Below are 25,501 nucleotides of genomic sequence, written 5' to 3' on the forward strand. Positions count from 1 at the left end.
GTGAATTATCAATAGCATTAGCAGAGAACTTTCATCTGTTTGAAAATTGACAAAATATATTTGTTTAGGTATATACCGGAAATAAATTTTGTTTGGCAGGGAGGGGAGCCTACTCTTGCTTCTTTGGATTTTTATAAAGATGTTGTAAAGCTTCAGAAAAAATATGCTGGCAATAAAAATATTACTAATTCATTACAAACTAACGGACTTTTAATAGATGATGATTGGTGCAAGTTCTTAAAAGAAAATAATTTTCTTGTTGGTTTAAGTTTAGACGGTAATAAAGATATTCATAATAAATACAGAAAAGATATTTTTGGAAATGGTACTTTTGATAGAGTTTTTAATTCTTTGAAACTGCTTCAAGATTATAATATAGATTTTAATGTTTTAGCTTCTGTAAGCAGATATTCTTCTAAATATCCTTTGGAAATATATAACTTCTTCAAAGAAAATAAAATTAAATATATACAATTTTCTCCTATAGTAGAAAGACTTCCAGATGAAGAAGCTAAAAAACTTTCTCTAACTCATTCTATACCTAACAGCAATTCAAATGAAAAAGTTACTGATTATTCTGTTGAGCCTGAATGTTACGGAGATTTTTTGATATCTATTTTTGATGAATGGGTTAAAAAAGATGTTGGGGAAATATTTGTTATGAACTTTGAATGGGCTTTAACTTCTTGGCTTGGGTTAGATAGTACTATATGTTTATTTGGAAAAGAATGCAGCGGATGCACTGTAGTTGAGCATAATGGAGATATTTACAGCTGCGATCATTATGTTTATCCTCATTACAAAATAGGAAATATAATAAATGATAATCCTAGAAGTATAATTGATTCAGATAAACAAAAATCTTTCGGAATTAAAAAATCAAATTTACCTAAAAATTGTTTAAGATGCGATGCTTTATTTGCCTGCAGAGGAGAATGCCCAAAAAACAGATTCGATAAATTTTATGACAGTGAAGAAGGAAAAAATTATTTATGTGAAGGATACAAAAAATATTTTTATCATATTCACCCTTATATGAAAGCTATGAGGGAGCTTTTAGAAAATAATATAGATATTAGAGAGATTATGAGAATAAAGGAAAGCCCTATTGTAGTGGTGAAAAAGAATAATTAAATTTTATTATTTGTTAGGCTTTGCCATTATATGGAATTATCAACTTTTTTCAGTACTCGTCAAACTTTTTATATTTCGGATACGTTATACGAAAAATGCAATTGCTAGAACTTTATATTTATTAAATGTGGGCTTAATCAAATGCAGTTGTTTTGGTTCTTTTATATCAATAAAAGAACTAGGGTGCTGCACGCTGTGTACTTCGTAAGGGCAAAGCCCTGCAAATATTTGAAATTTCAAAAAATTATTTTTGACAAATATAGTTGTTTAGGTATATATAAAAATATAAAACAAATTTATTTATTATCTTATTCTGCTATGCGAAGCAACAATACACTTATTTTTCTAATATGTATATTATAAAAAATAGTTTGCATTTCTTTTTATTTTGTTTTATAAATATAATAACAAATAAATTAGGATAATTTTATGAAAGAGATAAAAATCACAGATATAGAAAATATAAAAATAGGCAATGCTGAAAATAAAGAAGCCGCAACAGGCTGTACAGTTATAATATGTGAAAGAGGTGCAGTTATAGGTTTAGATGTTAGGGGAGGGGGACCAGCTTCAAGAGAAAGCGAACTTACAAAGGCACAGGCTTCTACTGATATAGTTCATGCAGTTCTTCTTAGCGGAGGAAGTGCATTCGGATTAGATGCTTCAGGCGGAGTTATGAAATATTTAGAGGAAAGAAATATTGGTTTTGATGTTGGCGTTACAAAAGTGCCTTTAGTATGTCAGTCTTGTATATTCGATTTGAGAATTGGCGATTATAAAGTGCGTCCTGATATTAATATGGGATATGAGGCTTGTGTTAATGCCCAGAATAATAATCCTAAAATGGGTAATTATGGAGCTGGTACTGGTGCTACTGTTGGAAAGATACTCGGTGCTGATTATGCTATGAAGTCCGGACTTGGTTTCTATGCTGTACAAGTTGATGATGTGAAGATTGGGGCAGTAGTTTCTGTTAATGCTTTCGGTGATGTATATGATTATGACAGCGGTAAAATGATTGCAGGGCTTCTTAATGAAAATAAAAATGGATTTAGAAGTTCAGAAGAAGAATTAATAAAAATCACACAGAATAATAATTTATCTTTCACTTCTAATGCCTCAAATACAAAAGAAAATACAACAATAGGTGCCATTATAACAAATGCTAAATTCACAAAATCACAAATGGGAAAGATAGCTTCAATGGCACATAATGGATTTGCAAGAACTATAAAACCAGTTCATACAACATTAGACGGCGACAGTATTTATGCTATGAGTGTAGGTGATGTTAATGCCAATTTAGATGCAGTAGGTACAATTGCTGCTATTGTAATGGGTAAGGCTATAAATAATGCTGTTAGAAATGCTGAAACTTCTCATGGTTTTCAATGCTTAAATGATATAAAAAATTGATAAATTTAGAAATTTTCAGTATATACTGAAAATTTTTAAGTTTGTCAATTTTTTGTTGTTCTTTTTCCCGCCGCGTACGCTCTGCGGACTTCGTCAAAGAACCAAAAAGTGCAAATATAAAATTAGTATTAAATTATACTAATTATGTTTTACATGTAAGATAAATTACTAAATTTAAGTCAAAATGCAGCCTTTCGCGAAGCGTATCCGAGCCTGTCGAGGATATAGGTTCTTTGTGGCACGCCAAAGGCACTCCTTTCAGTAGCAAAAGAAGTGGGGGTGGGGGCAAAGCCCCAGATATAAAAACAAAAATATAAATTTATTTTTGACAAAATATAATTGTTTAGGTATATATAAAAAATGCCATAACATTTTTACATGCTATGGCATTTTTATTTTTAATCAGAAAAATCAATTTTTATTCTTCTGGATTTTTTTTCTTTTTAGAAGGAGTTACTTTCTTAACACTGCTTTTTTTGATTGATTTCACTTCCTTATTTTCTTCTTTCTTAAGAGGTTTTATAGGAGTATTAAATACTTCCTCTTTTACACTTTGTACGTCTCCGTCTTGATAAGCAGAAGGATCTTCAAGTTCATCAGTACCTCTTTTTGGGTCTTTACCAGCATAAACTAGCTTGTCTTTAACTTTATCTAGTTTAACTTCACATATTCTTTCTATATCTTCTATATCAAGAGATTCTTTTTCAAATAATTCTCTAGATAAAGATTCAAATTTATCAGCATTTTCAGCTATTAATTTTTTAGTTCTTTCATAAGCTCTCATTACAAACTTATGTACTTCTTCATCTATTTTTTGAGCAGTTTCTTCACTGTAGTCTTTATGTCTTGCAATCTCTTTACCTAAGAATATTGGCTGTTCTTTTTGACCGAAAGATATAGGGCCTAATTTACTCATACCCCATTCACATACCATTCTTCTAGCAAGTTCAGTAACTCTTTCTATATCATTAGAAGCACCAGTAGTAACTGAATCCTCCCCGAATTTGAATTCTTCAGCAACACGTCCGCCAAGAAGTAAAGACATTTCATCAATAGCCTTTTTTCTTTGAAGTGTATATCTTCCGTCAGGAGGTAAAGTCCAAGTAGCACCTAAACTTCTTCCTCTAGGAACTATAGTAACTTTATGTAAAGCATCTGTATTTTGAAGAAGAACTGCCATCAAAGTGTGTCCAGCTTCATGATAAGCAGTATTAAGTTTTTCTCTTTCACTTATTAGTATACTTCTTCTTTCAGGCCCCATCATAACTTTATCGCGGGCTTCTTCAAAGTCAGAAATTTCAACTCTTGATTTATCGTTTCTAGCAGCTATTAAAGCAGCTTCATTAACCATATTAGCTATATCAGCACCAGAGAAACCTGGAGTAGCTCTAGCTAAATGATACAAATCTATAGAAGGATCATGCTGTATTTTAGCAATATGTACTTTAAATATTCCTTCTCTTCCTTTTACGTCAGGTAAATCAACAACAACTTGTCTGTCGAATCTTCCAGGACGAAGTAGGGCAGGGTCTAATACATCTGGTCTGTTAGTAGCAGCAAATATGATTATTCTAGTATCAGTATTGAAACCGTCCATTTCAACAAGCATTTGGTTTAATGTTTGTTCTCTTTCATCATGACCGCCGCCGTATCCAGCACCTCTAGTTCTTCCCACAGCATCAAGCTCGTCTATAAATATGATACAAGGTGCAGATCTTTTACCTTGTTCAAATAAGTCTCTAACTCTTGAAGCACCAACACCTACAAACATTTCAACAAATTCAGAACCAGACATACTAAAGAAAGGTACATTAGCTTCTCCTGCAACTGCTTTAGCAAGTAAAGTTTTACCTGTACCTGGAGGGCCTACTAATAATACACCTTTAGGAATTTTAGCACCAAGTTTTGTGAATTTGCTTGCATCCTTTAAGAATTGTACAACTTCCTGCAATTCTTCTTTAGCTTCCTTACAGCCTTCAACATCTTTAAATGTTACTTTAACATCTTCTTTAGTTAAAAGTCTTGCTCTGCTTTTTCCAAAGCTCATAGCTCTATTGTTTGAACCTTGAACCTGTCTAAACATGAAGAACCAAAGCAGGAAACCTATTAAAATTATTGGAAGTAAGTTTATAAGTATAAGATTTAGGTAGCTAGGCTTTTCAGCTTCTCCTCTTACTTTTACATTATTATCTATAAGTAAATTAACGAAGCCGCTTGCAGTAAATGGTATATAAGAGTAAAAGTTTATCTCAGTAATTTTGCCATTAACTGTTTCTATAGCTTTACCATTTCTTATATTCTGATCAACTATTGTTACTTCTTTAACAACACCTTCTTTAACCTTTTGTACTACAGTAGAATAATCCCATTCTTCTGCTTTTATTTGAGGTGATTTTTGGAAATACATTATTGCCATTACTACAACCATTGTAAGAAGCAGTATGATAATAATTTGATTTCCACCTCCGCCTGATTGAGGCATAGATTGTCTTCTATTATTTTTGTTCTTTCTACTATTATTATTCATGTATTCTCCAAATATGTCTTATATCTAAAAATTAAAAAAACTTATATTTGTCAATCATATTATTTTTCTGGTATATCTAAAATAGTTCCATAACTATTAAAACAATGCGAAGCTAGAGCATTAACTCCGCCGCCTCTTTTAAGATAACTGTTTATTATTTTTCCATCTTTTCTAGCTAAGTCTGGGTATTTTAAATTCATATAACCTAAAATAAGTCCCTTACTTGTTGAAGCATGAATATAAGTTACAGTTTCATCTTTTTCATCAACATCTATTACTATACCAGCATGTGTAAGCTTTTTTGTATCTGATGTAGTTTTGTCAAACATAATAATATCGCCTACATTAGGCAATACATTTTTATATATCTTTTTGTATTTTGACAAAGTTGCATAAATAGTTTTTACTCCGCCAGAATCCAAAATAGCCTGCTTTTCAAATACTGCTATATTAGATGCCCAATAAACAGCTGCTACATAACCAGAACAATCAAAACGAAATGTTTTCTTTTCTTTTGAAGCTGGGTGAGTTAATAGGGCTTTTTCATTATATTGATAATGTTTGTCCAAATAAAAGTTAGCCCATTTTTTTATATCTGATCTAACTTTTTCCTTCTGTTTATCTGTTATTTCTACACCGCTTTTCTCTAATTGTTTTTGATATTCCTTATCATAACCATAAGTTTGACTAAACAGTATAGATGATAACAACATTAATAATATAGTAGTATAAAAACGCATAACACACTCTTATAATAGAAAAATATTTTATAAAATATTAGCAAAAAGTCAAGGCAATTTACAATATTCTTATTTTTAATGATATATAAATATTTATTTTATTAATTATTAATTTGGTTTTTCAAAAATAGTGCCATAACTATTAAAACAGTATGAAGCATAGGCCTCAGGAGTGCTTCCTCCTCTAAGATAGCTATTTAATACTTTTCCGTCTTTTCTAGCTAAATCTGGATATTTTAAATTCATATATCCTAAAACAAGTCCTTTACTTGTTGAGGCATGTATATATGTAATAGTTTCATCTTCATCAACTTTGATTACTATACCAGAATGTGTAAGTTTTTTATTTGGAGATGTAGTTCCGTCAAAAAATATTATATCTCCTACATTAGGCAAAGATTTTTTATATGTTTTATTTGCTTTGGATAATATATAAAATATATTTTCAGTTGAACCGGAAAATTTAATACTAGGATTTTTTACAGCAGTCCAATAAACAGCATTTACAAATCCGGAACAATCAAAATTTACTTTCTTCTTTTCTTTTGTATAAGGATTTGTTATGGTATCAGATTGATTATATTTATATTTTTTATTTAAATAAAAATTAGCCCATTTTACTATTTCTTCTCTTGTATTATTTTGACAAAATACTTCTGAAAAAAATGATAATGTTATAAACAAAACAGCAATATAATAACGTATCATAATTCCTCCAACTTTCCTGTTAAATATAAATCGGATTTTTCATTATAAATAATAGTTACATATTATTATAATATAGATCTTTAATAGTAAACTCTTGAGATTTTAACCATTTTATTCTATATTGCAGAGGTGTTATTATATTAAAAAATACAGACAGATATGGATAAGCATTTTGAAACTGCATTGATAATCTAGTTTTAAAAAAGAATGTATTTTTATGATTTAATTTATTTACATTTATTATTTCTATTCTATTTATTGCGGATACATTTTTCATTAAGGTTTGAAGATTTGTATTTCTAGTTTCTCTCATAGTTTCAGAACTTAATACAACATATTCTTTAGTGAAAAAATCATAATATATTTTTCTATATAAATATATTTCCCTTATATTATCATCTAAAAATAAATTTTTTTTAGCTAAATCTATTCTGAAGTTAATGAATACTATAATACCATTATCTATATATCTTTTAATATTATTGTAAATTTGTTCAGTGTAAGTAGTATTTACATCAGCATATAGTATATTGTCATATATATAACTTCTAACAAAATGAAGTCTTAATTCATAAGCATATAATGATGAAGCTGATATTATAAAAAATAAAATTAATATACGTTTCATAATTTAGTTTTATATCATTTTTACAATAGTATATATTGCTGTAATAATAAGTCAATAACTATAGATACAAACTTATATCCAATCCTATTTTACTTTCCATCGTTTTGTGAGCATATAATTGTTTTGAACGTGAATAATCATATTTTAATCCTATTATAACTCTGTAAATTTCAAAACCAACGCCTACAGATATAGAAGGAAGCCATTGTTTATAACTGCTGTTTATAAAATACCTTTGACCATTTACGTTTCTAGTAATATCATTTATTAAATCATAATTAGCAGCTATATAAATACCGGATATAAAACTTATTTCTCCCCATATAGGTATTCTTAAATCACTTCCTATAAAGGCACTGAACAAATTAACTATATTGGACTTTTTAAAGCCTGTAATAGCAAAGTCTGTCCCTCCATAAAATGTGAACCAGCCGTATTTATAATATGCTGATACTTGCATTTGTTCAAATCCAGAGTCCATGAATTTTTCTTTTTCTCTGTCATATAAAGAAGGATCTCCCAATATATCTCCGCTTATATGAGCACATATATGCTTTAATGGAGTAACTCTTAATTTAAAAGTATTATTGTATATATAATCAAAAAATACTTCCACTTGCATATAAGTACCATACATTAAACTTTGTCCATAGTATTGATCATATCCTTTTTTGTAGCTTGATAGAAAAAAGTGTGTTAAATATCCTACACCTATTTTAAATCTATGTATATCATTATATCTAAATGCTATAGGTGTTATTTCAGTTGCTAATGTAGGCTGATAATAAAAATTCATTTTATCAAAATTGAAATTTCTATTATTATACATTTCTTTAATATTAAAAATTTCTCCGATCCAGAATTTACTGTTATAGGCATTGGGATCAGTCCAGCCTGAAAAATATCTATCTGTTTCATAGTTTTTTAAAGGATTAAATTCCCATTTCATTTTTATTTTTTGGGTATAATTATCCATTTTTACATTTAAAGAATTAGTTTCTTCAGCATGTATAATAGTTGTGAATGATATAAGTATTATTGTGATTGTTAAAATTGTTTTTATCATAGTCTCTCTTTTGTCATAAAAATGTAAAAAATAATTGAGATATGAATTATAAATTTATTTCTTTATATAGCAATAATACTTTATCATAAAAAACGATATTTTTATATGTAGTTATGCTTTTTTTTAGAAAAATAGGCTGGCATCTAGTCCTATTCTGCTTTCCATTTTTTTATAAGCATATAATTGTTTTGAACGTGCATATTCGTATTTTACTCCGATTACAAATCTATATACTTCAAAACCTATGCCTGTAGCTATAGAAGGAGTCCATTCATCATAACTATGAGTAACAGGGTATCCTTGTCCATGTCCTTGAGTTCTATTTATGGTATTTATTCTGTCTAAATATGCTCCTACATGAATACCTGTTATTAAACTTATTTCTCCCCATATAGGTATTCTTACATCAGCGCCGGCATAAATATTAAATAAATTTGCTAAATTGGAAATATTAAATCCAGATATTGCAAAAGAAGTTCCTCCATAAAATGAGAACCAGCCCCATCTGTAATTTGCAGATAAATGCATTTGTTCAAAACCAACATCTCTAAATTCTTCTTTTTTCTTATCATATAATGTTTCATCGCCAAGTATATCGCCTCCCATATGAACACATATATGTCTTAAAGGAGCAAATCTTATTTTTAATTTATTATTGAATATATATTCAAAATATGCCTCTACTTGCATGTAATTTCCATATAAAAAAGTAGAACCGTATAATTGATCTTCTCCTTTTTTATAACTGCTGAAAAATAATTTTAAAGAATATCCTACACCTATTCTAAATCTATGTTTATCCCCATTTATATTAAATGCAATTGGAGCTAAATCTACAGCCAATTTCGGACTGAAATACATTACTACGTTGTCTAAATTAAAATTTTTGTTAGGATATAATGTTTTAGCATTTAAAATATCACCGAACCAAAAACTTGTATTATAATTATCTAGATCAAGCCAAGGTGAAAAATATTTATCTGTTTCATATACTCTAAGAGGATTATATTTCCACTGTACACTCAATTTTTCTTTGTAATTATTCATTTTATTTTCTAATGAATTATAATTACTATTTTGACTGTACAATAAACTTGATAATAGAATAATAAAAATTATGCTATAATATTTTTTATTCATTTTTTATCCAATATGTTTTCTTTAATTTTTGATAAGTTTTTATTTATTAGGATAATTATATGTGAAATAATGATATTTTCAATATTTTCTATGTAAATATGGTGTAAATATAATGTAAATAATGGCAGAATATGATTGTATTTTGTTAATATGTTTTATTGTGAAAGTAAAACTATATAAGGTTTAGTTTCTATATCTTTTTCTTCTATGCCGATTTCTTTTAATATTGATTTTAATTTTATTATTTGCTCTTCTACTGTATCTTTTGAGTTTAAAAATTCTATTTCTATAAAGTCGCCTAAATTTTTTATTTTTGATACCTCAACTAAAGCATCTTTATATATAAAAGCAGAACCTTTTTTTTCTTTACGTACATATTCTTTGTATTTTTGTAATGATGATAAAAAATTTATTATAAATCTTGCTCTTTTTTTTGTTACTTTAATTTCTCTCTCTTCATTAACTTCTACACCATCTATTAATTCTCTTTCTTTTGAGCAAAATGTATATCCTCCATGTTCTATTCTTAATCTTATACAGTCGCTTGTTTTTATATTTCCTTCTTTTATGCTTTTTTCTTTGGCATAATAAATATCTTTTTTAAAATACTTCTTTTTGAATTTCGCATTTTGATATAAGAAATTTATAACAGATTCAAAATCTCTAACATAAGCTTTAATTTCAATTTCAGAATTTAAATGTTTATTTTCCATATTCATTTTTTTATTTATTTTCTTTTTTCTATATATTATACTTTTATTATAAAATTAGCAATACTAAAATATTTATATAAAATTTAATTACCATCAATATTTTTAATTTACTTTCTTCTTAATTGTTATTTTGATACCAAAGAAATATATAATTTTTCTGTCACTGAGTTTATCGATACCAAACAGTTTTGTATTTTTAGAAACTTTATTGGTAAGCATACTATTAATTTTTTTATCTAATTCATTTATTCTATTATTTATGTTATTTATTTTATTAAATAATTCTTTATTTAATAAATATTTTTCATAAGTATCATTATTTTTTATTAATAAATATTCATTATATTTATCATTATCAAGATCTGATTTTGAAACATATATATTGAGTGTAAAATCATGTATATAACTATAAAACATACTTCTATTACTTTCTGTTGAAATATTAAAAACATAAAAACAAGGAGTAAAAACATTTGGATATAAATCGTTTAGTAAATCAGTTCTTCTTTCTTTATAATATTTTATAATATTGTTCATATTATCGATCATATATATTGATCTGTCTATTTCTTTTTTATATTTATCAACTATTGAATTTCCTCTTATTCTGTAATAATATATAGCATTATTATTATATGATAATTTTGGTTCATATAATAATATTCGAAGGGTTAATTCCGTATCATATCCTGCACCTATTTTACTTTCATTAGAGAATAAATTATGATTTATTAAAAATTCTTTTTTATATAGCTTAGACCATAAATTAAAATTTGTAGTTTCTATATTTTTTCTATTAAGTTTTTTTAATGATGCTTCTGACTTATATTCCATATAATTTGCAATATTTTTTTTCTGTTCAGCAGATAAAATATTGTCTATATGAAGCCAATATTTGTTTAATTTTCCATTTGTATTTGTATATATATTAAGAGTATGTACTATATCAGAATCATATTTTTTTGCTGTATTATATAAACATTCTAAAAAGTTTAAAGAAATATAATCATCAGGATCTATGAAATATAGGTATTCTCCTTTAGCTAATTTTTCTCCAACGTTTCTAGTATATCCTACGCCCCTATTTTCATCATTTTGTAATAGTATAATTCTATTATCTTTTTTGGTATATTCTTCTAATATTTTATAACTGTTATCAGAAGAACAGTCATCAATACATATAATTTCTATTTCTTTTAAAGTTTGATTGATAATGCTATCTAAACATTCTTTTAAATAAGGTTCAACATCATATACAGGTACAATTATACTTACTTTTATATTATTCATAATAACTTTATCCTAATTATTTTTTAATGTTATCTTTATTCCAAAAAAATATATAATTTTTCTATCATTAAATTTATCGATACCAAATATTTTTATATTTTTTGAATTAGAGTTTATTTGAGTAATTTTTTTATTTAATTCGTTTAATCTATTATTAATATTATTGATTTTATCAAATATTTCTTTATTTAACAAATATTTTTCGTAAGTATCATTTGATTTTATTAATAAATATTCATTATATTCTAAATATTCTCCGCCATTTGGAGTAACTAAATCTTTTTTTATATGTATAGATGAAGCAAAATCATGTAAATATTTATAGCACTTTTTCCTATTAATTTCGTTAGAGAGTGAAAATAAGTAATAAGGGCAATGCCAAGTTTTTATATATATATAATCTAAATATTCTATTTTATTTTGTTTGCAATAGAGTATCGTATTTTGCATCTGTTCTATAGTAACGTTCCAATACTCTACATTTTTTATAGATGTATCAATAGAAGAATTTGATCTTTTTCTATAGTAATATTTTCCAAAATTGTTAAATGACATTTTAGGATTATTAATTACAATTTTCATTATAAAATCGGCATCTTCTGATGAGCCTGTTTTGTTTTCTATAAATAGTAATTTTTTTTTATTTAAAAACTCTTTTTTAAAAATTTTATTCCAAACATGATATGTAATAATATTTTTTGATAAGATATTTATATTTTTTATTTTTGCTTCAGCTTCATATTCAATATCTAATTTTGATATTCTATTAAGATTATAATAATGGTATGATATTTTAGAATTAGTATCTAAATATATGTTTATATTATTTGTGATATCTGAATTAAATTTTTTAGCTGTGTTATATAAAGATTCAAAGTAATCCTTAGATATATAATCATCAGAATCTATAAAACCAATATATTCTCCTTTTGAAGTATTAATACCTTTATTTCTAGATGTTCCAGCTCCGCTGTTTTTTTCGTTTTGTAATACTATTATTCTATTATCTTTTTTTGCATATTCTTCTAATATTTTGTAACTATTATCAGTAGAACAATCATCTACACAAATGATTTCTATATCTTTTAGACTTTGATTAATTACTGAATCTAAACATTCTTTTAAATATTGTTCTACATTGTAAACAGGTATTATTACACTTATTTTTATTTTATTCATTTAATTATCCATTAATTTTCTGACATATATTTTAAATTTTCTAATGATTCTTTATATAAAATATCAGAATATTCAAATATCATTTTAGATTTTTGTAAATATTCATCATTATCCATATTGATAGCATATTTAATACTTTCTACTAATTCATCATTATTATTATATATTAAGGCATTTTCTTTGTTAAATCCATATCTATATGAAAAAAAACTATGTATTATAGGTATTTTTCCAAAACCATATATTAGCTGAAATGTACCAGAAACATCTTCTAAAAATCTTTTATGGTCTTCAATATTAGGATCTAGCATAGGTAAAATAAAATCAGATAATTGTACTTCTTTGTATAAAGATTCATAATCTAAATAACCAGTAAATGCTATATATTTTTCATATCCAGTAATATCAATATTCAATTTGTTTATTCTTCCAACTAAAATTAAGTTAAAATTATTTATTCCTATATCTATTATTTTTTTTACAGAGTCAATTAATAATTGTATATTTTTTAGACTGTTTTCTTCTCTGGCAAATATTGCAAATTTTGTAATTTTATTTTTATTGTTTAGTTTTTTTTCAAAATAATAATGAGGGTTAATATATTTAGAACAAAAACTATTTGGTAAAAGCGTAACAGTTCTATTTTTATCTATATTTCTTTCAAAATCATAAAAAGCATTATGTTCTACACATATATATTTATTCATATTATCTAATACTTTTTCTTTATAAACAAATATAGATTGTCTTTTATTATCTAATGTAAATACATAACTATTAAAAAAAACAATATTATATTTTTTGATTACAGGGAAAAGTAATATATTATTAATTATGTCGAACTTATTGAATACAAATATCTTATTTAATTTTTTATAATTGAAATTTGATAGAGCTTTATCTTTATATAGTGTAGAATCTATTAAAATATCTATATTATAGTTTAAATCTTCAAAGTATTTTATAAAACCTGGTAAAGTTTCTCCATGATATGGATTAAATTCAATTATTAATACTGAGTTATCTGGTATTTTATGTTTAATAAATTCTTTGTATATATTCTTTTTTATTGTGATCTTTATTCCTAAAATATTAATAGTTATATATTTCCTATCAGATTTATAGGAGAAAATTTTTTTTATCATATAATTTCCCTATTTTTATATACATTAATTAGATAAAATCATATATTTTTTAGTATACAGCAGAATTACATAAAGTCAATGTTTTATTATAAAAAGCATTTTGTTTTTTATGTTTTTTGTTATTCTGTATATTCTTTTGAAGTGCTGTCATCAACATGTATTTTGTTTTTATCATAAATAAGAGGAGCAACTTTTTCAAACAATATGAATAAAGGAGATGATAATATAACAGTAAGAGGAAGTCCTACTAATAATTCTGCTCTTATTAAGACAGCTACATTTGAGAGATCAGAATATATAGAAGTTACTAAGAATAATGCTATAATTTTTATTAAATATCCTACCAAAGTTACGAATATTCCTGCGGCAATTTGCTTGATAAATATTCTTGTGTTGAAGAATCCAACAAAGAAACCAATATTTAAAAATATCATAGCATAAGAACCGAAAGTACCGCTTGAAACTATATCTTGTAAAAGTCCTATAATAAATCCGTATATTATACCATCGAATGAACCATATCTAAATGATATAAAAACTAAGAAAATCAATAATAAATCTGGTTTCGCTCCAAGAGCTACTCTTATTAAATCATAAGCAGGAGATGATTGTATTAAAAGCAAAATAAGAGTTGTAATGATAACGGTTATTATTCTTTTCATTTTGTATTATCTCCATTTGCTTCAGTATCTTCTTCATTAGCAAGCATAATGATTTCTTGATCAGGTATCTTTTTTATTACATAAACATTTTCTAGAGTAGAGAAGTTTACCGCAGGCTCTACATATAAATCGTGGAAAAGACCATAATTTTTCTTTTCAACTTTGAATATAGTTCCAACTAATATACCTTTAGGGAACACTCCTCCCATACCGCTTGTAACAACTCTTTCACCTTCTTCAACGTCCATTTGTAAATCTATATACTGCAAATGCGTTTGTGTAGATTTAGGACTTTGACCAACCATTATCCCCGTAGTTCTTGAGCTTTCAAGCATTACAGAAATTTGCGATCTTTGGTCAACTAAAGATAATATTCTGCTGTTATATCTTCTTACCTCAACAACTTTTCCAACCAAACCTTTATATCCATTTTGATAAGATATAACAGGCATTCCTACAACTATACCATGAGCACTTCCTTTATTTATAACTATTGTAGTATAAAAGTTTTGAGGGTCTTTTGATACTATTTCAGCATATTCTAAAGGGTATTCATCTGTAGGAGCTTCATTTAATAATGCTCTTAATCTTTCATTTTCAGCACTTAATTGCTCATATTCTAAAGCAGCGCCGCTTAATTCTGCTATTCTATCTTTTAATAATTGTACCTGACTTTGAAGTGTAAATATATCAGTAATACTTGTATATATGTATACAAATGCCCTTGAAATACTTTTTGTGGCACTTTGAATAGGGTATACACCTAAAGCATAAATAGATTGTAAATTAAATACAAAATTACTTCTATTTAAGACCATAAGTACACCTGCTATAAGATTTAGCAGAATATATAAAGTAAGAAGTTTATGTTTTATAAAAAGTTTCACGTCTATGAGTATCGGCTATATTAATAAAATTTTTATTATTTTTCCGATTAAGAGTATCTTCTGTAATTTTTCAAATTTCTAGTTTCCTCTATAAACTTTCCGCAGCCTATAGCTACACAAGTAAGAGGACTTTCAGCAAGAATTACAGGAACACCTGTTTCCATAGATATCAAATCAGTGAAACCAGGAAGCATTGAAGTACCGCCGCTCATAACTATTCCTCTTTCTACTATATCAGCAGAAATTTCCGGAGGTGTCTGATTAAGTACAGATTTTACAGCTTCTAATATTTCTATTAATATATCAGCTATAGCATCTTTTATTTCAGCACTATTAATAGTTAAAGTTTTTGGAAGTCCTGATACAGAGTCTCTTCCTCTTATATCCATAGTTTTAGATATATCACCTTTATAAGCATGACCTATATTGATCTTTATTTCTTCAGCAGTTTTTTCACCGATATATAAGTTGTGAGTTCTTTGCATATATTTAATAATAGCATCATCAAGCTCATCTCCGCCTACACGTATAGAAGCACTTCTTACCATACTTCCAAGTGAAAGTACGGCTACCTCTGTAGTACCTCCTCCTATTTCTATTATCATATTTCCATGAGGTTCATTTATAGGCATATCGGCACCTATTGCGGCAGCTCTTGCCTGTTCTATTAAAAATATTGTTCTAGCTCCTGCCTGTTCGCAGCTTTCTCTTACAGCTCTTCTTTCTACTTCTGTAATACCTGTAGGAATACCTATAGCTATTCTAGGCTTTACTAAAGTTCTTTTATTATGTACTTTATTAATAAAGTATCTTATCATCTTTTCAACAGTTTCAAAGTCAGCAATAACCCCGTCTCTCATTGGTCTTATAGCTGCTATAGAGTTAGGAACTTTACCTAACATTCTTTTTGCTTCATTACCAACTGCAATAACGTTTCCTGTACTTTTTTCTATAGCTACTACTGATGGTTCAGCTAAAACAATTCCTTCTCCTTTTACATATACCAAAGTGTTAGCAGTTCCTAAATCAATTCCCATATCACTTGAGAACATATTGTATAACCAGTTAAACATTTATTATAATCTCCTTAATATATCCCTAGCGGGCTTATACGAATTATCTATTTTTAGAGCTTCTCTAAACATTTTTATAGCTTCATTTCTTCTTTTGTTTTCTAAATATAATGTTCCTATACTATAATATAAATCCGGATTTTTGTCATCTATCTCTAATGTCTTTTTGTAAAAAAATTCGCTTTCCTTATATAATCCTTGTCTATAATATAAATCGCCTAATTTGAAGTATGTTTTTGCCTCTAATATAGAATTGCCTTTAAATTTTCCATCCATTGATGATAATATTTGTATTGCCTTAGTATAATCTTTATCTCCCTCATAAGCATTGGCAAGTTCATAATATAATTCCATATTTATAAATTCTTCACTATTTTCCCTTATTTCTCTGTCAATTGCGTTTTCTAAATATTTTATAGCATCTTTGTATAAACCAATTTCATAACATACTTTTGATAATTCTATAGTTGTGGATATTCTATTATCTCCATCATTAATGGCATCTATATATGAATTATATGAATCGATATAATAAGCTTTTCCAAGTCTTTGATAGCTATAGCCCAATCTCTGATATATAACACGCTTATTTTTTACAAATTTTCCTGTTAATAATAATTGATTTGCATAACGTATAATATTTTCGCTTGCAAGTCTCATAATATCATTTTTATCTGATCTTATAAGTATATCATAATATAAATCTATTCCTGTAACTAATATATTTTTATTTAGAGGTCTTTTAGCATAAAGATCACTGAATATAAAAGAGGCATTGTCATAATCTTCTAATGCCATATAATCATATATAGATTTTAATCTTTTTTTTTCTATATAGTTATATGTGAATAAATATGCTACTGCAACAATGCTAAGGACAGCAATAAGAGTTATAATAATGATATGTATACTAATTCTTTTTTCAACATTATATAGATATGGCATAATCTATTAATTATTTATTTCCGTTATTATCCGTATTGTTATTATATAAAGATAGTATGGTTTCTCTTGGATTAGTAAGAGGGTCTGGAGCCACTATACATAAACCTTCAAGTATAACACCATTTTGTATAATCAATTCAGGTGTTCTGATTTCTCCAAGCACTCTGCTTGTAGGCATAAGCATAACTCTATTTTTAGCTTCTATGTTGCCTATAATTATTCCCTCTATAACGGCTGATACAGTTTTTATATTTGATTTTACTTTTCCTGTCTGACCCACAAAAACATTATCAACTTCTAATATCTCACCTTCATAACAACCATTTACTCTTAAAGTACCGTTTAATGTAAATTCGCCTTTAAAATATGAGCCTTCACCTATAATGGAATTAGATTCTGTACTCTCATTTCTTTTCATAAACATCGAAAAAACTCCTAGTTTTTAGTGTATACTATGGAATTATCTATATTATTGAATTTGAATTTTGTATCAAGTCCAAACAAAGACTCACTATGTCCTATAAATAAATATCCATGTTCATTTAATATATCATAAAATCTATTAACAGTAAGTTTTACAGATTCGTTATCAAAGTAAATAAGTACATTCCTGCAAAAAATTACATCCATATTAGTTTGGCTTCCTCTATGTCTTAGATTATGATAGTCGAATGTGATTAATTTTTTTATATCATTTTTTATAGAGTATTCACCTGATGATAATTTATCAAAATATTTTTTTAAATATTCTGCTGGAACATTTTCCACTTTGTGAGCTTCATATCTTCCTTCTTTAGCAGCCACCAAAGAATTAAGGGATAAATCACTTGCAAATATTTTTATATCTTGTGCTTTTATCCCAGCTGTCTCTAAACAAGTTATAGCTATAGAGTAGGGTTCCTCACCTGTAGAACAGCCGGCACTCCAAATTCTTATTTGTTCGCCAACTTTTTTAGTTTTCATTATTCTTGGCAAAACATAATTTCTAAGTAATTTGAAGTTAGGTTCATTTCTAAAAAATTTTGTAAGGTTTGTAGTAATGTTATCTAAAAATGCTTTTAATTCCTCTTTATTTGTAGAAACGAGTTTATAATAATCTTCTACTTTATCAAGTTTTCTCTCTTTCATAGAAGATGCAATTCGAGATTCTAAAATAATTTTATTGATAACATTAAAACAAATTCCGCTTTCTCTATATACAAAATCTTTAAACAGATCAAATTGTTTGTCAGTTAATTTTAGCTCATTCAAAATTAATTATTCCAGAATTAATAAAAATAAACTTATTGTTTATTTTTTGCAAGAACCATCTTAATACGTTCAAGAACTTTTTTTCTATCTAAAGGTTTAGTGATATAGTTTTTTGCACCAGCTAATAAAGCTTTTTTAACCATATCTTCTTTACCTAAAGCACTAACCATAACTACTTTTGCATTTTTATCATACTCTATTATTTTAGTTAAGGCTGTAATACCATCCATTTTTGGCATTGTAATATCCATAGTTACTAAGTCTGGCTTGTATTCTTTATACATAAGTACGCCTTCCTCACCATTTTCTGCTGTACCAACTACATTATATTGTTCTGATACAAAAATTTGTTGCAATTGTTTAACAACAAAAGCAGAGTCATCTACAATTAGAACTTTGTATGGTTTTCCAAATTCGTTTATACCATCAGCTTCTTTTGTATTAATGTCAGCCATATTTATTTACTCCTTTTCTGATTCTACGGCAACTAATATATTAAAATCGCCAATAGAGGTATCTAATTTTATATGAAGAAATTCCGAATCGCTTATCGAAACCTCTAAATTTTTGCTTTTCATTATAACAGGCGGAGATATATCAACGTCATATCCGTCTGCTTCTAATTTTGTAACAGCTAATCCAGCTATTAAATTTATCAATTCCTGTAATGTGGATAATGATAATTTATTAATATCTCTTACTTCACTATCATTCATTATAGAAACTATTTTTTTAGCAGTTTCTACGTCCATATCTATTATGAAATGTCCAACTATGTCTTCGGATAGAGCTACTATTGCTATAATACCAGAAGCATTTACAAAATCACCTTTTAGTGTAATATCGCTAGTTTTGATATTGTCACCCAAATAATTTTGCAATATCTCATTGGAAGCATCAGTAAATGGTCTTATATAGTCAAGTCTCATTTTAAATACTCTTTATTATGCTAGTTACTTACATTTTAACAATTTATGACATTTTTTGCAAGTATAGTTATAAAATAATTATTTATGATTATCTTAAATATCGAAAAAAAAATAATTTGCTTGAAAACAATATTTTTATTATTGTAAAATTATTTGATTTTATTGTGAATTGAAATGAATATGTAATTTTATTATAAAAATAATGTATATATTTTAACTGTATTTTTATTTATAAAATTATGGATTACAATAAAATAAATTTTATTGTTTGTTCTATAATAACAGTAATATAAAATATTTTTGAGTATTATGAAGATGTTGTTCTTTTATTGTTCTTTATTACCGCATAAGAAATTATCATTATATAAAATTATTAATGTTATTAAATTAATATTTTGAAAAAATTGTAAAAATATGCTTTTTTGTATATATATTATAATTATTTTAGTTTTCAAAAATAAATTTAAAATATTTTCATATTTTCCTAATATTTCTGTGATTATTTACAGATCACAATTAATTTTATCCAATTTTGTATTTTTTCTTATTGGTTATTTAAGCCAGGTTTTAGCAACATTCCTTAGCAATTTATACTAAAATTTTATATTATTGTACATTTAATACTTGTTTCAAGAATATGAAGTTATAAAGGCTTTTTATTTATGATTGATTAACTGGCTTAGCAAGATAACAATAAAAATTTTTAAGTTTGTCATCAATTTATGCTTTAAATAGATGTTATCTATTTTTGTAGTACACATTCTGCAGTCTTCGCCAAAGTAGCAAAAAATGCAATTACTAGAACTTTATAATTTAAAAATACTTATTAAATATAGGATATATTCTAAATTTATACTAAAAATGCAGTTTTTCGCGAAGTGTATCTGAGTTTATCAAGGATATAGGTTCTTTTTACACTTACAGTATTTCCTTCGGTTGTAAAAAAACTGGGGTGCTGCAGCGTAGTGGTCAAGGCCTTGCGAATATTTTAAATTGAAAAATTATTTTTTAACAAAATATATTTGTTTAGGTATATATTAAAAATTAATCATGTTTTGATGTTTTTGTGGTATAAAATATTATTTATATGAATTTTAAATTTTAATAAAAAATTTTCTTTAATTAAATATAAAATTATCAATAAAAAGCATTTTACTTTATTGTACAAGGTTTTTAAAAATTGTATTGCTATTAGTTATTATAAAAATACATTTTATAAATCATAATTAAACCTTTATATAAAAAAAAATAGAAATATTAAATTTTAAGTTAAAACTATTGCTTTATTATAAAAATTATATTAAAGACTTTTTATTTCTTATCATTTCTTCTATTTCAACGGGTGAGTAAATAATCCATTCTTTGTATTTATTTGTATCATAATTATCTATTGTTTTTATTTTCCCTCCAATCCATAGTTTTGTATCATATTCATTGCCCAATAAAAAAGATATTGAAGAATAATTAGAATCTTTTTCTTTATCATAATTTAATCCTCCAAAAATAAATCTCCATCTCTTTTTGTTAAATCCCATTGCAGTATGTAATGCTTCAAACATAAGTCAGGATTTTATTATATTATTTTGATCATCAGGAATATTTCCGGTATAATTAAATATTTCTATTAAATCTCCCCCAGATTTATTAATTTCAATCAGTCTTCCAAAGCCGTAATTTTGTGTAGGAAGAAAATTTGTTTTTGAATAACTTTTAATATTATTTTTTATATCATTTGGCAAAAATAGCGGAATAAAAAATATATTGCCTTCTTTTTCTGTAGAGTAATTCATTATTATTTTCCTAATTATGATAATCTTTATTTCGGTACTTAAATTATTTTTTTTTTAATATTCACCGCACGCAGAATAATATTATAAACATATACTGAAAATTTTTAAGTTTGTCAATTGATGCACTTTATATAGATATTATCTACTTTTTTGCCGCACAAAAAAGTAGCAAAAAACGCAATTGCTAGAACTTTATATTTTAAGAATATGTATTAAATATGGTATAAACCCTAGTTTTAGGTCAAAAATGCAGTTGTTTTGGTTCTTTTATACCAATAAAAGAACTGGGGTATGGGGCAAAGCCCCAGATATAAAAACAAAAATATAAATTTATTTTTGACAAAATATAATTGTTTAGGTATATATTAATTAATTATCAAAATTATAATAATAAAAAATAATGCATTAACCGTGCGTTAAAGAATTTTTTTAATCTATAAAAAACTAGGGTGGGTGTTATATTGAGAAAAATAAATTGAAAAGAATAATAATATTTAAATTGAAAAATTATATTATAAAATTTATAGGGTGGGGTATGTTAATAAAGTGCTATTTTTATATTTTTTTATTTATAAAAGTTTTGAAATATTTTTTATTGTTTTAGGAAGAATTATTTTTTATATAATAAAGTTTTAAATAATTGTCATTTATAATTAAAATATATATAAACTTATTTATAATTTTACTGCATACAAAAATTGATATTGTTAATATTTAATTATATTAAAAAAATAGTTTAAGTATAATTTTTATAATTTGTTTAACATGTTTCTAATAAAGTTTTTATAAAATATAATCATAACCTTATAAAAATAATTTAAATAAAGCTGCTTTTTAATTAAATGATAAATAGAGTTTGTTAATTTCTTTTTTAATTTACATCATTAGAATATAATTTGTAAATTAGAAATAGTCTTAAATCATACTAATTTTCTATCTTTTATATTATTCTGAAATATGTTTTCTATACAAAATATTTTTAAGAATAATATAATTTTCAGTCATTAATACATTCTAAAAGTAAAATATAAATTTATTTTTATAAGTAGAAGTTATGTGTCAATTTTTAATTCTGCAGTAGAAGTTCATTAATTTAATATTAAAAATATAAGTTAAAATTATATATAATTAGTTTTTAAATTCTTAATTTATTAGCATAACATCTTAGTGAAATATAAAAAAAATATTATATGTTTATAGAAATTGTACTATTAGAAATTAAAAAATTGTTTTTTTATTTATTTTTTTGATTAATTTTGGCATTATTATAATGCTTAAATAATTGTCTTTTTTGGTTAAAAAATATATATTATACTACATATAATACTAAATTGGTATGAATAAGTACTAATTTAGTGTTTTCTTTATAAAAAAAGAGCCTTGAAGAAATAATTTTTTCAAGGCTCTTTTATGTTTATTAGTACTGTTTCGTACCGTCTGCTATTTTACATATCTTTATAGAACTCTATATGATGCTGTAATTCAGGAGGTAATGGGTTTCCTGTTTTTGTGAATTTGAAATATCTATTTTCTAATTCAGTAGCTTTTTTGTTTCTTATGTTTTTGAATCTGTTAGCTATTTCTGAGAACATAGGCTGTTTAGAAAGTTCATCTCTTATGTTTTTAGCAAAAGGTACTTGTCTGTATAATATTCCTCTAGCAACTCTGTTAAGTCTCATAATACCTTTACTTTCATATCTAATCCATAAGTTGTAATCTGAAACAAATACTTCTCTCAAATTGTTTCTGCACTTTTTGATTTGTATTTTTAATTTTTCTTTAGATTCATCTGATAGATTTCTATTTTTCTTGTAGAATTGAACATAATCACTATATTCAGAAGTTATAGACATTTGAGTAATATCATTCCAAGCAGGTCCAAGCATAGTTTTGCATAATTCCCATCTGAAAGCACCGATAGTAGGAAGTAATAGAGATTCTATTTCTTCAGAAGTGAATATAGGGAATAAAAATCTTCCGGTACTATTTTTTTGTCTGCTTGAAAGCTCTTCCCACATTATAGCTCTTGAACCGAATGTAGGCATAAGTATTATATTTGGAAGAACTTCCTGCATAACAAGTTCTTTTTCTATATTCAACTCTTTGTTTTTATACAATACCTCCCTATAGAATGCTGAGAAATCTATATCAGTTATTTCTTTGATAGATTTTTCCATCACATCTCTTCTAATCAATGCTCTTTCAAGATCTTTAGTAATCATATCTTTGTGTAAGATAGGGAAGTATACACTAACCTGACCATAACATAATCTGTGTGTAGTTTCGATCATGTTATCAACTTCGTATTCAAGTCTTTTTGATGAACTTTCCCAATGTTCTTCCAACTCTTTATCGCTTATAGTACCGCGTTTTTTTAATTCTCTCAAAGCTTCTCTGTAATCCTGTCCGAAACCGTTAACAGAAGGAGGCTCATCTTTATCGTATATTTTTTGAAGCCACTCATCTATGTAATAAACATTGACTCTCTTAGTTTTGCTTTTATCTTTTATTTCATAAAGGTCCATTATCTGATTTGGAGTAAGTAATTCATCGTCCATATATCCAAAGTTTATGAACATTTCGACTAATTTACTTCTATTGCCGTTTATAATAGCTCTTTTAGCAACTTCTCTGTATATTTCAAAGAATACGCTAGTAACGCCTCGTCTGATTTTTCTAACATCATCTTCTGTGCTGAATTTATCTCTTAATTTTTTGAATGCTTGTAATGATTTCATAAAGTTTTTAGCTTTACCTTCTTCAATTCCAGACATATCTATTAATCTCTTAGTAGGATTTTTTACTTCAGCAGGTAATTCTTCAAAACCTATAGTAACTCTTATGTCATCGTTTTCTAAAGCAGCTTCTTCAGAAGAAATATTAGTGCTTCTTGATATTCTTTTTACAGCAGATTCAATTTCTTCCAAGTCTATATTCAAATCATAATCATATTCTGTTTTGATTTTATTATAAATATCTTTTATGATGCTGGACATAAAGCCAATATATTTAACCCATACTTCATTGTCTTTATCTTGTTTATCTAAATCTATAGCAATTTTAAAATATTCTCCAAATAAAGACTCATTTTCATTTGATGATAAGAATAATATATTTTCTATAGCTTCAACAATTTCAGTTTTTAGCATAGAAGATACAGTTTTAAGGTTTTCATAAAGCATATGTGAAGCATCTAAACTCATATTGATGTCATAAGTGAAGAATTGAGTTTTAATATTCTTAGGCATTGTTAAGAATCTTCTCACATAATCTATTTCAAATTCTAATTTTTCGTTATTTTCTATGAACTGATTTTTATTAAGCATATAAATTTCAGAGTGATCAGCTCTTATAAAATCAACATCAAACGAAGTAGGGAAGTTAAATCCAGAGTTTATAGAATCTTCGTAAATGTCTTTATAGTTTTTGAACATCTCAGATTTTATTTTTGCCTTATTTTGCTGTAAATTGAAATACATAACAGCAAGGTTTGAAGAAATAATCTTAATATTATCATTGATTTTTTTGATTTTCATGTATTCTTCGTAAGATTTTAGTATCATGTAGGCAATTGAATGATACATATTTGTGATATAAGCCTTATTAACTTTGAAAAAGTTCTTAACATACTCTTGTGTAGGTGTTTTTACAGCGTATATTTCAGTATCATTTTTAGCCTTAAAAGAAAACATGTATTTTGAATTGGATTTGTAGCTTCCTATGCCAAGCATAATGTTTCTAGGTATTGAAAATAATCTGCAGCTATATCTCATTATTTCATTTTCATCTTCGATTCCTAAAATTTCTTTAGAAGATATATAGACATCTATTTCACCATTGGTAACAATAGATATATTTTCTATATTTTCGCCTTCGTAAAAAATAATAGTGTTAGGTTTTAGTTTTAAATTGCCATTTTCCTCAATATTTACACTCATAATTCATAACTCTCTATGTTTTTTTATTAATAATTATCGCTGAATTATATATTATTTTTTGAAAATATGCTAGTTTTTTGGATTTTTTTGAATTTTTTAGGATTTTTAATAAAAAAATTCCCATTTTTCTTCCCAAATTTGCCCAAATTTTGGTGATTTTGGAGTGAAATTCGGGTCCGAAAAGGCAAATTTTGGGAATTTTGGAATTTTCCTGCAGGTAATTTGTATAAAATGTAGTATAAAACCGAAAAACAGCCAAAATAATGCGAATTTTTTTAAAAATCGCATCTAAAACCTATTGTGTTTTTTCGACCCTATGCTATAATAATAAAACAGTTGA

Annotated in this window: 23 protein-coding genes; 2 read left to right on the top strand and 21 right to left on the bottom strand. The window is 26.0% G+C overall.

The window, feature by feature from the left end:
- Positions 1-39: 39 nt before the first annotated feature.
- Together Q0K52_RS04415 and Q0K52_RS04420 are read left to right on the top strand one after the other, a co-directional pair.
- On the top strand, positions 40-1,134 hold the full coding sequence (locus tag Q0K52_RS04415) for an anaerobic sulfatase maturase (RefSeq protein ID WP_297296878.1): 1,095 nt from the start codon (positions 40-42) through the stop codon (positions 1,132-1,134).
- 429 nt (positions 1,135-1,563) lie between these two features.
- Positions 1,564-2,550, top strand: coding sequence for a P1 family peptidase (locus Q0K52_RS04420; protein WP_297296880.1), 987 nt, complete (start codon positions 1,564-1,566; stop codon positions 2,548-2,550).
- A 418-nt stretch (positions 2,551-2,968) separates the two neighbouring features.
- Here Q0K52_RS04420 and ftsH read toward each other — a convergent pair whose 3' ends face one another.
- The 21 genes from ftsH to Q0K52_RS04525 form a co-directional block, all read right to left on the bottom strand.
- Complete coding sequence (gene ftsH, locus Q0K52_RS04425; RefSeq protein WP_297296882.1) at positions 2,969-5,077, bottom strand: ATP-dependent zinc metalloprotease FtsH; 2,109 nt, start codon at positions 5,075-5,077, stop codon at positions 2,969-2,971.
- Positions 5,078-5,136: 59 nt separating this feature from the next.
- Positions 5,137-5,817, bottom strand: coding sequence for an NlpC/P60 family protein (locus tag Q0K52_RS04430; RefSeq protein ID WP_297296884.1), 681 nt, complete (start codon positions 5,815-5,817; stop codon positions 5,137-5,139).
- A 108-nt stretch (positions 5,818-5,925) separates the two neighbouring features.
- Entirely contained in the window at positions 5,926-6,522 is a 597-nt protein-coding gene (locus Q0K52_RS04435) for an NlpC/P60 family protein (RefSeq protein ID WP_297296966.1), read from the bottom strand.
- A 58-nt stretch (positions 6,523-6,580) separates the two neighbouring features.
- Positions 6,581-7,153 (bottom strand): DUF4390 domain-containing protein, encoded by a 573-nt coding sequence (locus tag Q0K52_RS04440; RefSeq protein ID WP_297296886.1) that lies wholly within the window; start codon positions 7,151-7,153, stop codon positions 6,581-6,583.
- 58 nt (positions 7,154-7,211) lie between these two features.
- On the bottom strand, positions 7,212-8,219 hold the full coding sequence (locus tag Q0K52_RS04445) for a hypothetical protein (RefSeq protein ID WP_297296888.1): 1,008 nt from the start codon (positions 8,217-8,219) through the stop codon (positions 7,212-7,214).
- A 123-nt stretch (positions 8,220-8,342) separates the two neighbouring features.
- Positions 8,343-9,359 carry a hypothetical protein gene (locus Q0K52_RS04450; protein ID WP_297296890.1) on the bottom strand — a complete coding sequence of 339 codons (1,017 nt, stop codon included), beginning with the start codon at positions 9,357-9,359 and terminating at the stop codon, positions 8,343-8,345.
- Positions 9,360-9,514: 155 nt separating this feature from the next.
- Positions 9,515-10,072 (bottom strand): adenylate cyclase, encoded by a 558-nt coding sequence (locus tag Q0K52_RS04455; protein WP_297296892.1) that lies wholly within the window; start codon positions 10,070-10,072, stop codon positions 9,515-9,517.
- A 102-nt stretch (positions 10,073-10,174) separates the two neighbouring features.
- The gene (locus Q0K52_RS04460; RefSeq protein ID WP_297296894.1) at positions 10,175-11,362 is read right to left on the bottom strand and encodes a glycosyltransferase family 2 protein; all 1,188 of its coding nucleotides are present in this window, start codon (positions 11,360-11,362) and stop codon (positions 10,175-10,177) included.
- Between the two features lie 12 nt (positions 11,363-11,374).
- Complete coding sequence (locus Q0K52_RS04465; RefSeq protein WP_297296896.1) at positions 11,375-12,541, bottom strand: glycosyltransferase family 2 protein; 1,167 nt, start codon at positions 12,539-12,541, stop codon at positions 11,375-11,377.
- 11 nt (positions 12,542-12,552) lie between these two features.
- Positions 12,553-13,686, bottom strand: coding sequence for a hypothetical protein (locus Q0K52_RS04470; protein ID WP_297296898.1), 1,134 nt, complete (start codon positions 13,684-13,686; stop codon positions 12,553-12,555).
- A gap of 119 nt (positions 13,687-13,805) precedes the next feature.
- Positions 13,806-14,348 (bottom strand): rod shape-determining protein MreD, encoded by a 543-nt coding sequence (mreD, locus tag Q0K52_RS04475; RefSeq protein ID WP_297296900.1) that lies wholly within the window; start codon positions 14,346-14,348, stop codon positions 13,806-13,808.
- On the bottom strand, positions 14,345-15,223 hold the full coding sequence (gene mreC / locus Q0K52_RS04480) for a rod shape-determining protein MreC (RefSeq protein ID WP_297296968.1): 879 nt from the start codon (positions 15,221-15,223) through the stop codon (positions 14,345-14,347). Before mreC ends, mreD begins: the two co-directional genes overlap by 4 nt.
- Positions 15,224-15,282: 59 nt before the next feature.
- Positions 15,283-16,308, bottom strand: coding sequence for a rod shape-determining protein (locus tag Q0K52_RS04485; protein WP_297296902.1), 1,026 nt, complete (start codon positions 16,306-16,308; stop codon positions 15,283-15,285).
- A gap of 3 nt (positions 16,309-16,311) precedes the next feature.
- Positions 16,312-17,253, bottom strand: coding sequence for a tetratricopeptide repeat protein (locus Q0K52_RS04490; protein ID WP_297296904.1), 942 nt, complete (start codon positions 17,251-17,253; stop codon positions 16,312-16,314).
- A gap of 10 nt (positions 17,254-17,263) precedes the next feature.
- The gene (locus Q0K52_RS04495) at positions 17,264-17,677 is read right to left on the bottom strand and encodes a polymer-forming cytoskeletal protein (RefSeq protein WP_297296906.1); all 414 of its coding nucleotides are present in this window, start codon (positions 17,675-17,677) and stop codon (positions 17,264-17,266) included.
- 11 nt (positions 17,678-17,688) lie between these two features.
- Complete coding sequence (locus Q0K52_RS04500; protein ID WP_297296908.1) at positions 17,689-18,504, bottom strand: protein-glutamate O-methyltransferase CheR; 816 nt, start codon at positions 18,502-18,504, stop codon at positions 17,689-17,691.
- A 32-nt stretch (positions 18,505-18,536) separates the two neighbouring features.
- Positions 18,537-18,959: a response regulator gene (locus Q0K52_RS04505; protein WP_297296910.1), complete on the bottom strand. Its 423-nt coding sequence runs from the start codon at positions 18,957-18,959 to the stop codon at positions 18,537-18,539.
- Between the two features lie 6 nt (positions 18,960-18,965).
- Complete coding sequence (locus Q0K52_RS04510) at positions 18,966-19,433, bottom strand: chemotaxis protein CheX (protein WP_297296912.1); 468 nt, start codon at positions 19,431-19,433, stop codon at positions 18,966-18,968.
- A gap of 1,295 nt (positions 19,434-20,728) precedes the next feature.
- Positions 20,729-20,992 carry a hypothetical protein gene (locus tag Q0K52_RS04515; RefSeq protein WP_297296915.1) on the bottom strand — a complete coding sequence of 88 codons (264 nt, stop codon included), beginning with the start codon at positions 20,990-20,992 and terminating at the stop codon, positions 20,729-20,731.
- Between the two features lie 3 nt (positions 20,993-20,995).
- Positions 20,996-21,223 carry an Imm26 family immunity protein gene (locus Q0K52_RS04520; RefSeq protein WP_297296917.1) on the bottom strand — a complete coding sequence of 76 codons (228 nt, stop codon included), beginning with the start codon at positions 21,221-21,223 and terminating at the stop codon, positions 20,996-20,998.
- 1,445 nt (positions 21,224-22,668) lie between these two features.
- Positions 22,669-25,161, bottom strand: a complete 2,493-nt coding sequence (locus Q0K52_RS04525) for a Crp/Fnr family transcriptional regulator (RefSeq protein ID WP_297296919.1) — start codon at positions 25,159-25,161, stop codon at positions 22,669-22,671.
- Positions 25,162-25,501: the final 340 nt, after the last annotated feature.

This window comes from uncultured Brachyspira sp. (genome assembly GCF_944390845.1).
Taxonomy (GTDB): Bacteria; Spirochaetota; Brachyspiria; order Brachyspirales; family Brachyspiraceae; genus Brachyspira; species Brachyspira pulli.

Excerpts from the sequence above, each read along its gene's own strand:
- Q0K52_RS04420 (WP_297296880.1), top strand. The coding sequence starts at position 1,564 with ATGAAAGAGATAAAAATCACAGATATAGAAAATATAAAAATAGGCAAT.
- ftsH (WP_297296882.1), bottom strand. The coding sequence starts at position 5,077 with ATGAATAATAATAGTAGAAAGAACAAAAATAATAGAAGACAATCTATG.
- Q0K52_RS04430 (WP_297296884.1), bottom strand. The coding sequence starts at position 5,817 with ATGCGTTTTTATACTACTATATTATTAATGTTGTTATCATCTATACTG.
- Q0K52_RS04440 (WP_297296886.1), bottom strand. The coding sequence starts at position 7,153 with ATGAAACGTATATTAATTTTATTTTTTATAATATCAGCTTCATCATTA.
- Q0K52_RS04445 (WP_297296888.1), bottom strand. The coding sequence starts at position 8,219 with ATGATAAAAACAATTTTAACAATCACAATAATACTTATATCATTCACA.
- Q0K52_RS04450 (WP_297296890.1), bottom strand. The coding sequence starts at position 9,359 with ATGAATAAAAAATATTATAGCATAATTTTTATTATTCTATTATCAAGT.
- Q0K52_RS04455 (WP_297296892.1), bottom strand. The coding sequence starts at position 10,072 with ATGGAAAATAAACATTTAAATTCTGAAATTGAAATTAAAGCTTATGTT.
- Q0K52_RS04460 (WP_297296894.1), bottom strand. The coding sequence starts at position 11,362 with ATGAATAATATAAAAGTAAGTATAATTGTACCTGTATATGATGTTGAA.
- Q0K52_RS04465 (WP_297296896.1), bottom strand. The coding sequence starts at position 12,541 with ATGAATAAAATAAAAATAAGTGTAATAATACCTGTTTACAATGTAGAA.
- Q0K52_RS04470 (WP_297296898.1), bottom strand. The coding sequence starts at position 13,686 with ATGATAAAAAAAATTTTCTCCTATAAATCTGATAGGAAATATATAACT.
- mreD (WP_297296900.1), bottom strand. The coding sequence starts at position 14,348 with ATGAAAAGAATAATAACCGTTATCATTACAACTCTTATTTTGCTTTTA.
- Q0K52_RS04485 (WP_297296902.1), bottom strand. The coding sequence starts at position 16,308 with ATGTTTAACTGGTTATACAATATGTTCTCAAGTGATATGGGAATTGAT.
- Q0K52_RS04490 (WP_297296904.1), bottom strand. The coding sequence starts at position 17,253 with ATGCCATATCTATATAATGTTGAAAAAAGAATTAGTATACATATCATT.
- Q0K52_RS04495 (WP_297296906.1), bottom strand. The coding sequence starts at position 17,677 with ATGTTTATGAAAAGAAATGAGAGTACAGAATCTAATTCCATTATAGGT.
- Q0K52_RS04505 (WP_297296910.1), bottom strand. The coding sequence starts at position 18,959 with ATGGCTGACATTAATACAAAAGAAGCTGATGGTATAAACGAATTTGGA.
- Q0K52_RS04510 (WP_297296912.1), bottom strand. The coding sequence starts at position 19,433 with ATGAGACTTGACTATATAAGACCATTTACTGATGCTTCCAATGAGATA.
- Q0K52_RS04515 (WP_297296915.1), bottom strand. The coding sequence starts at position 20,992 with ATGTTTGAAGCATTACATACTGCAATGGGATTTAACAAAAAGAGATGG.
- Q0K52_RS04520 (WP_297296917.1), bottom strand. The coding sequence starts at position 21,223 with ATGAATTACTCTACAGAAAAAGAAGGCAATATATTTTTTATTCCGCTA.
- Q0K52_RS04525 (WP_297296919.1), bottom strand. The coding sequence starts at position 25,161 with ATGAGTGTAAATATTGAGGAAAATGGCAATTTAAAACTAAAACCTAAC.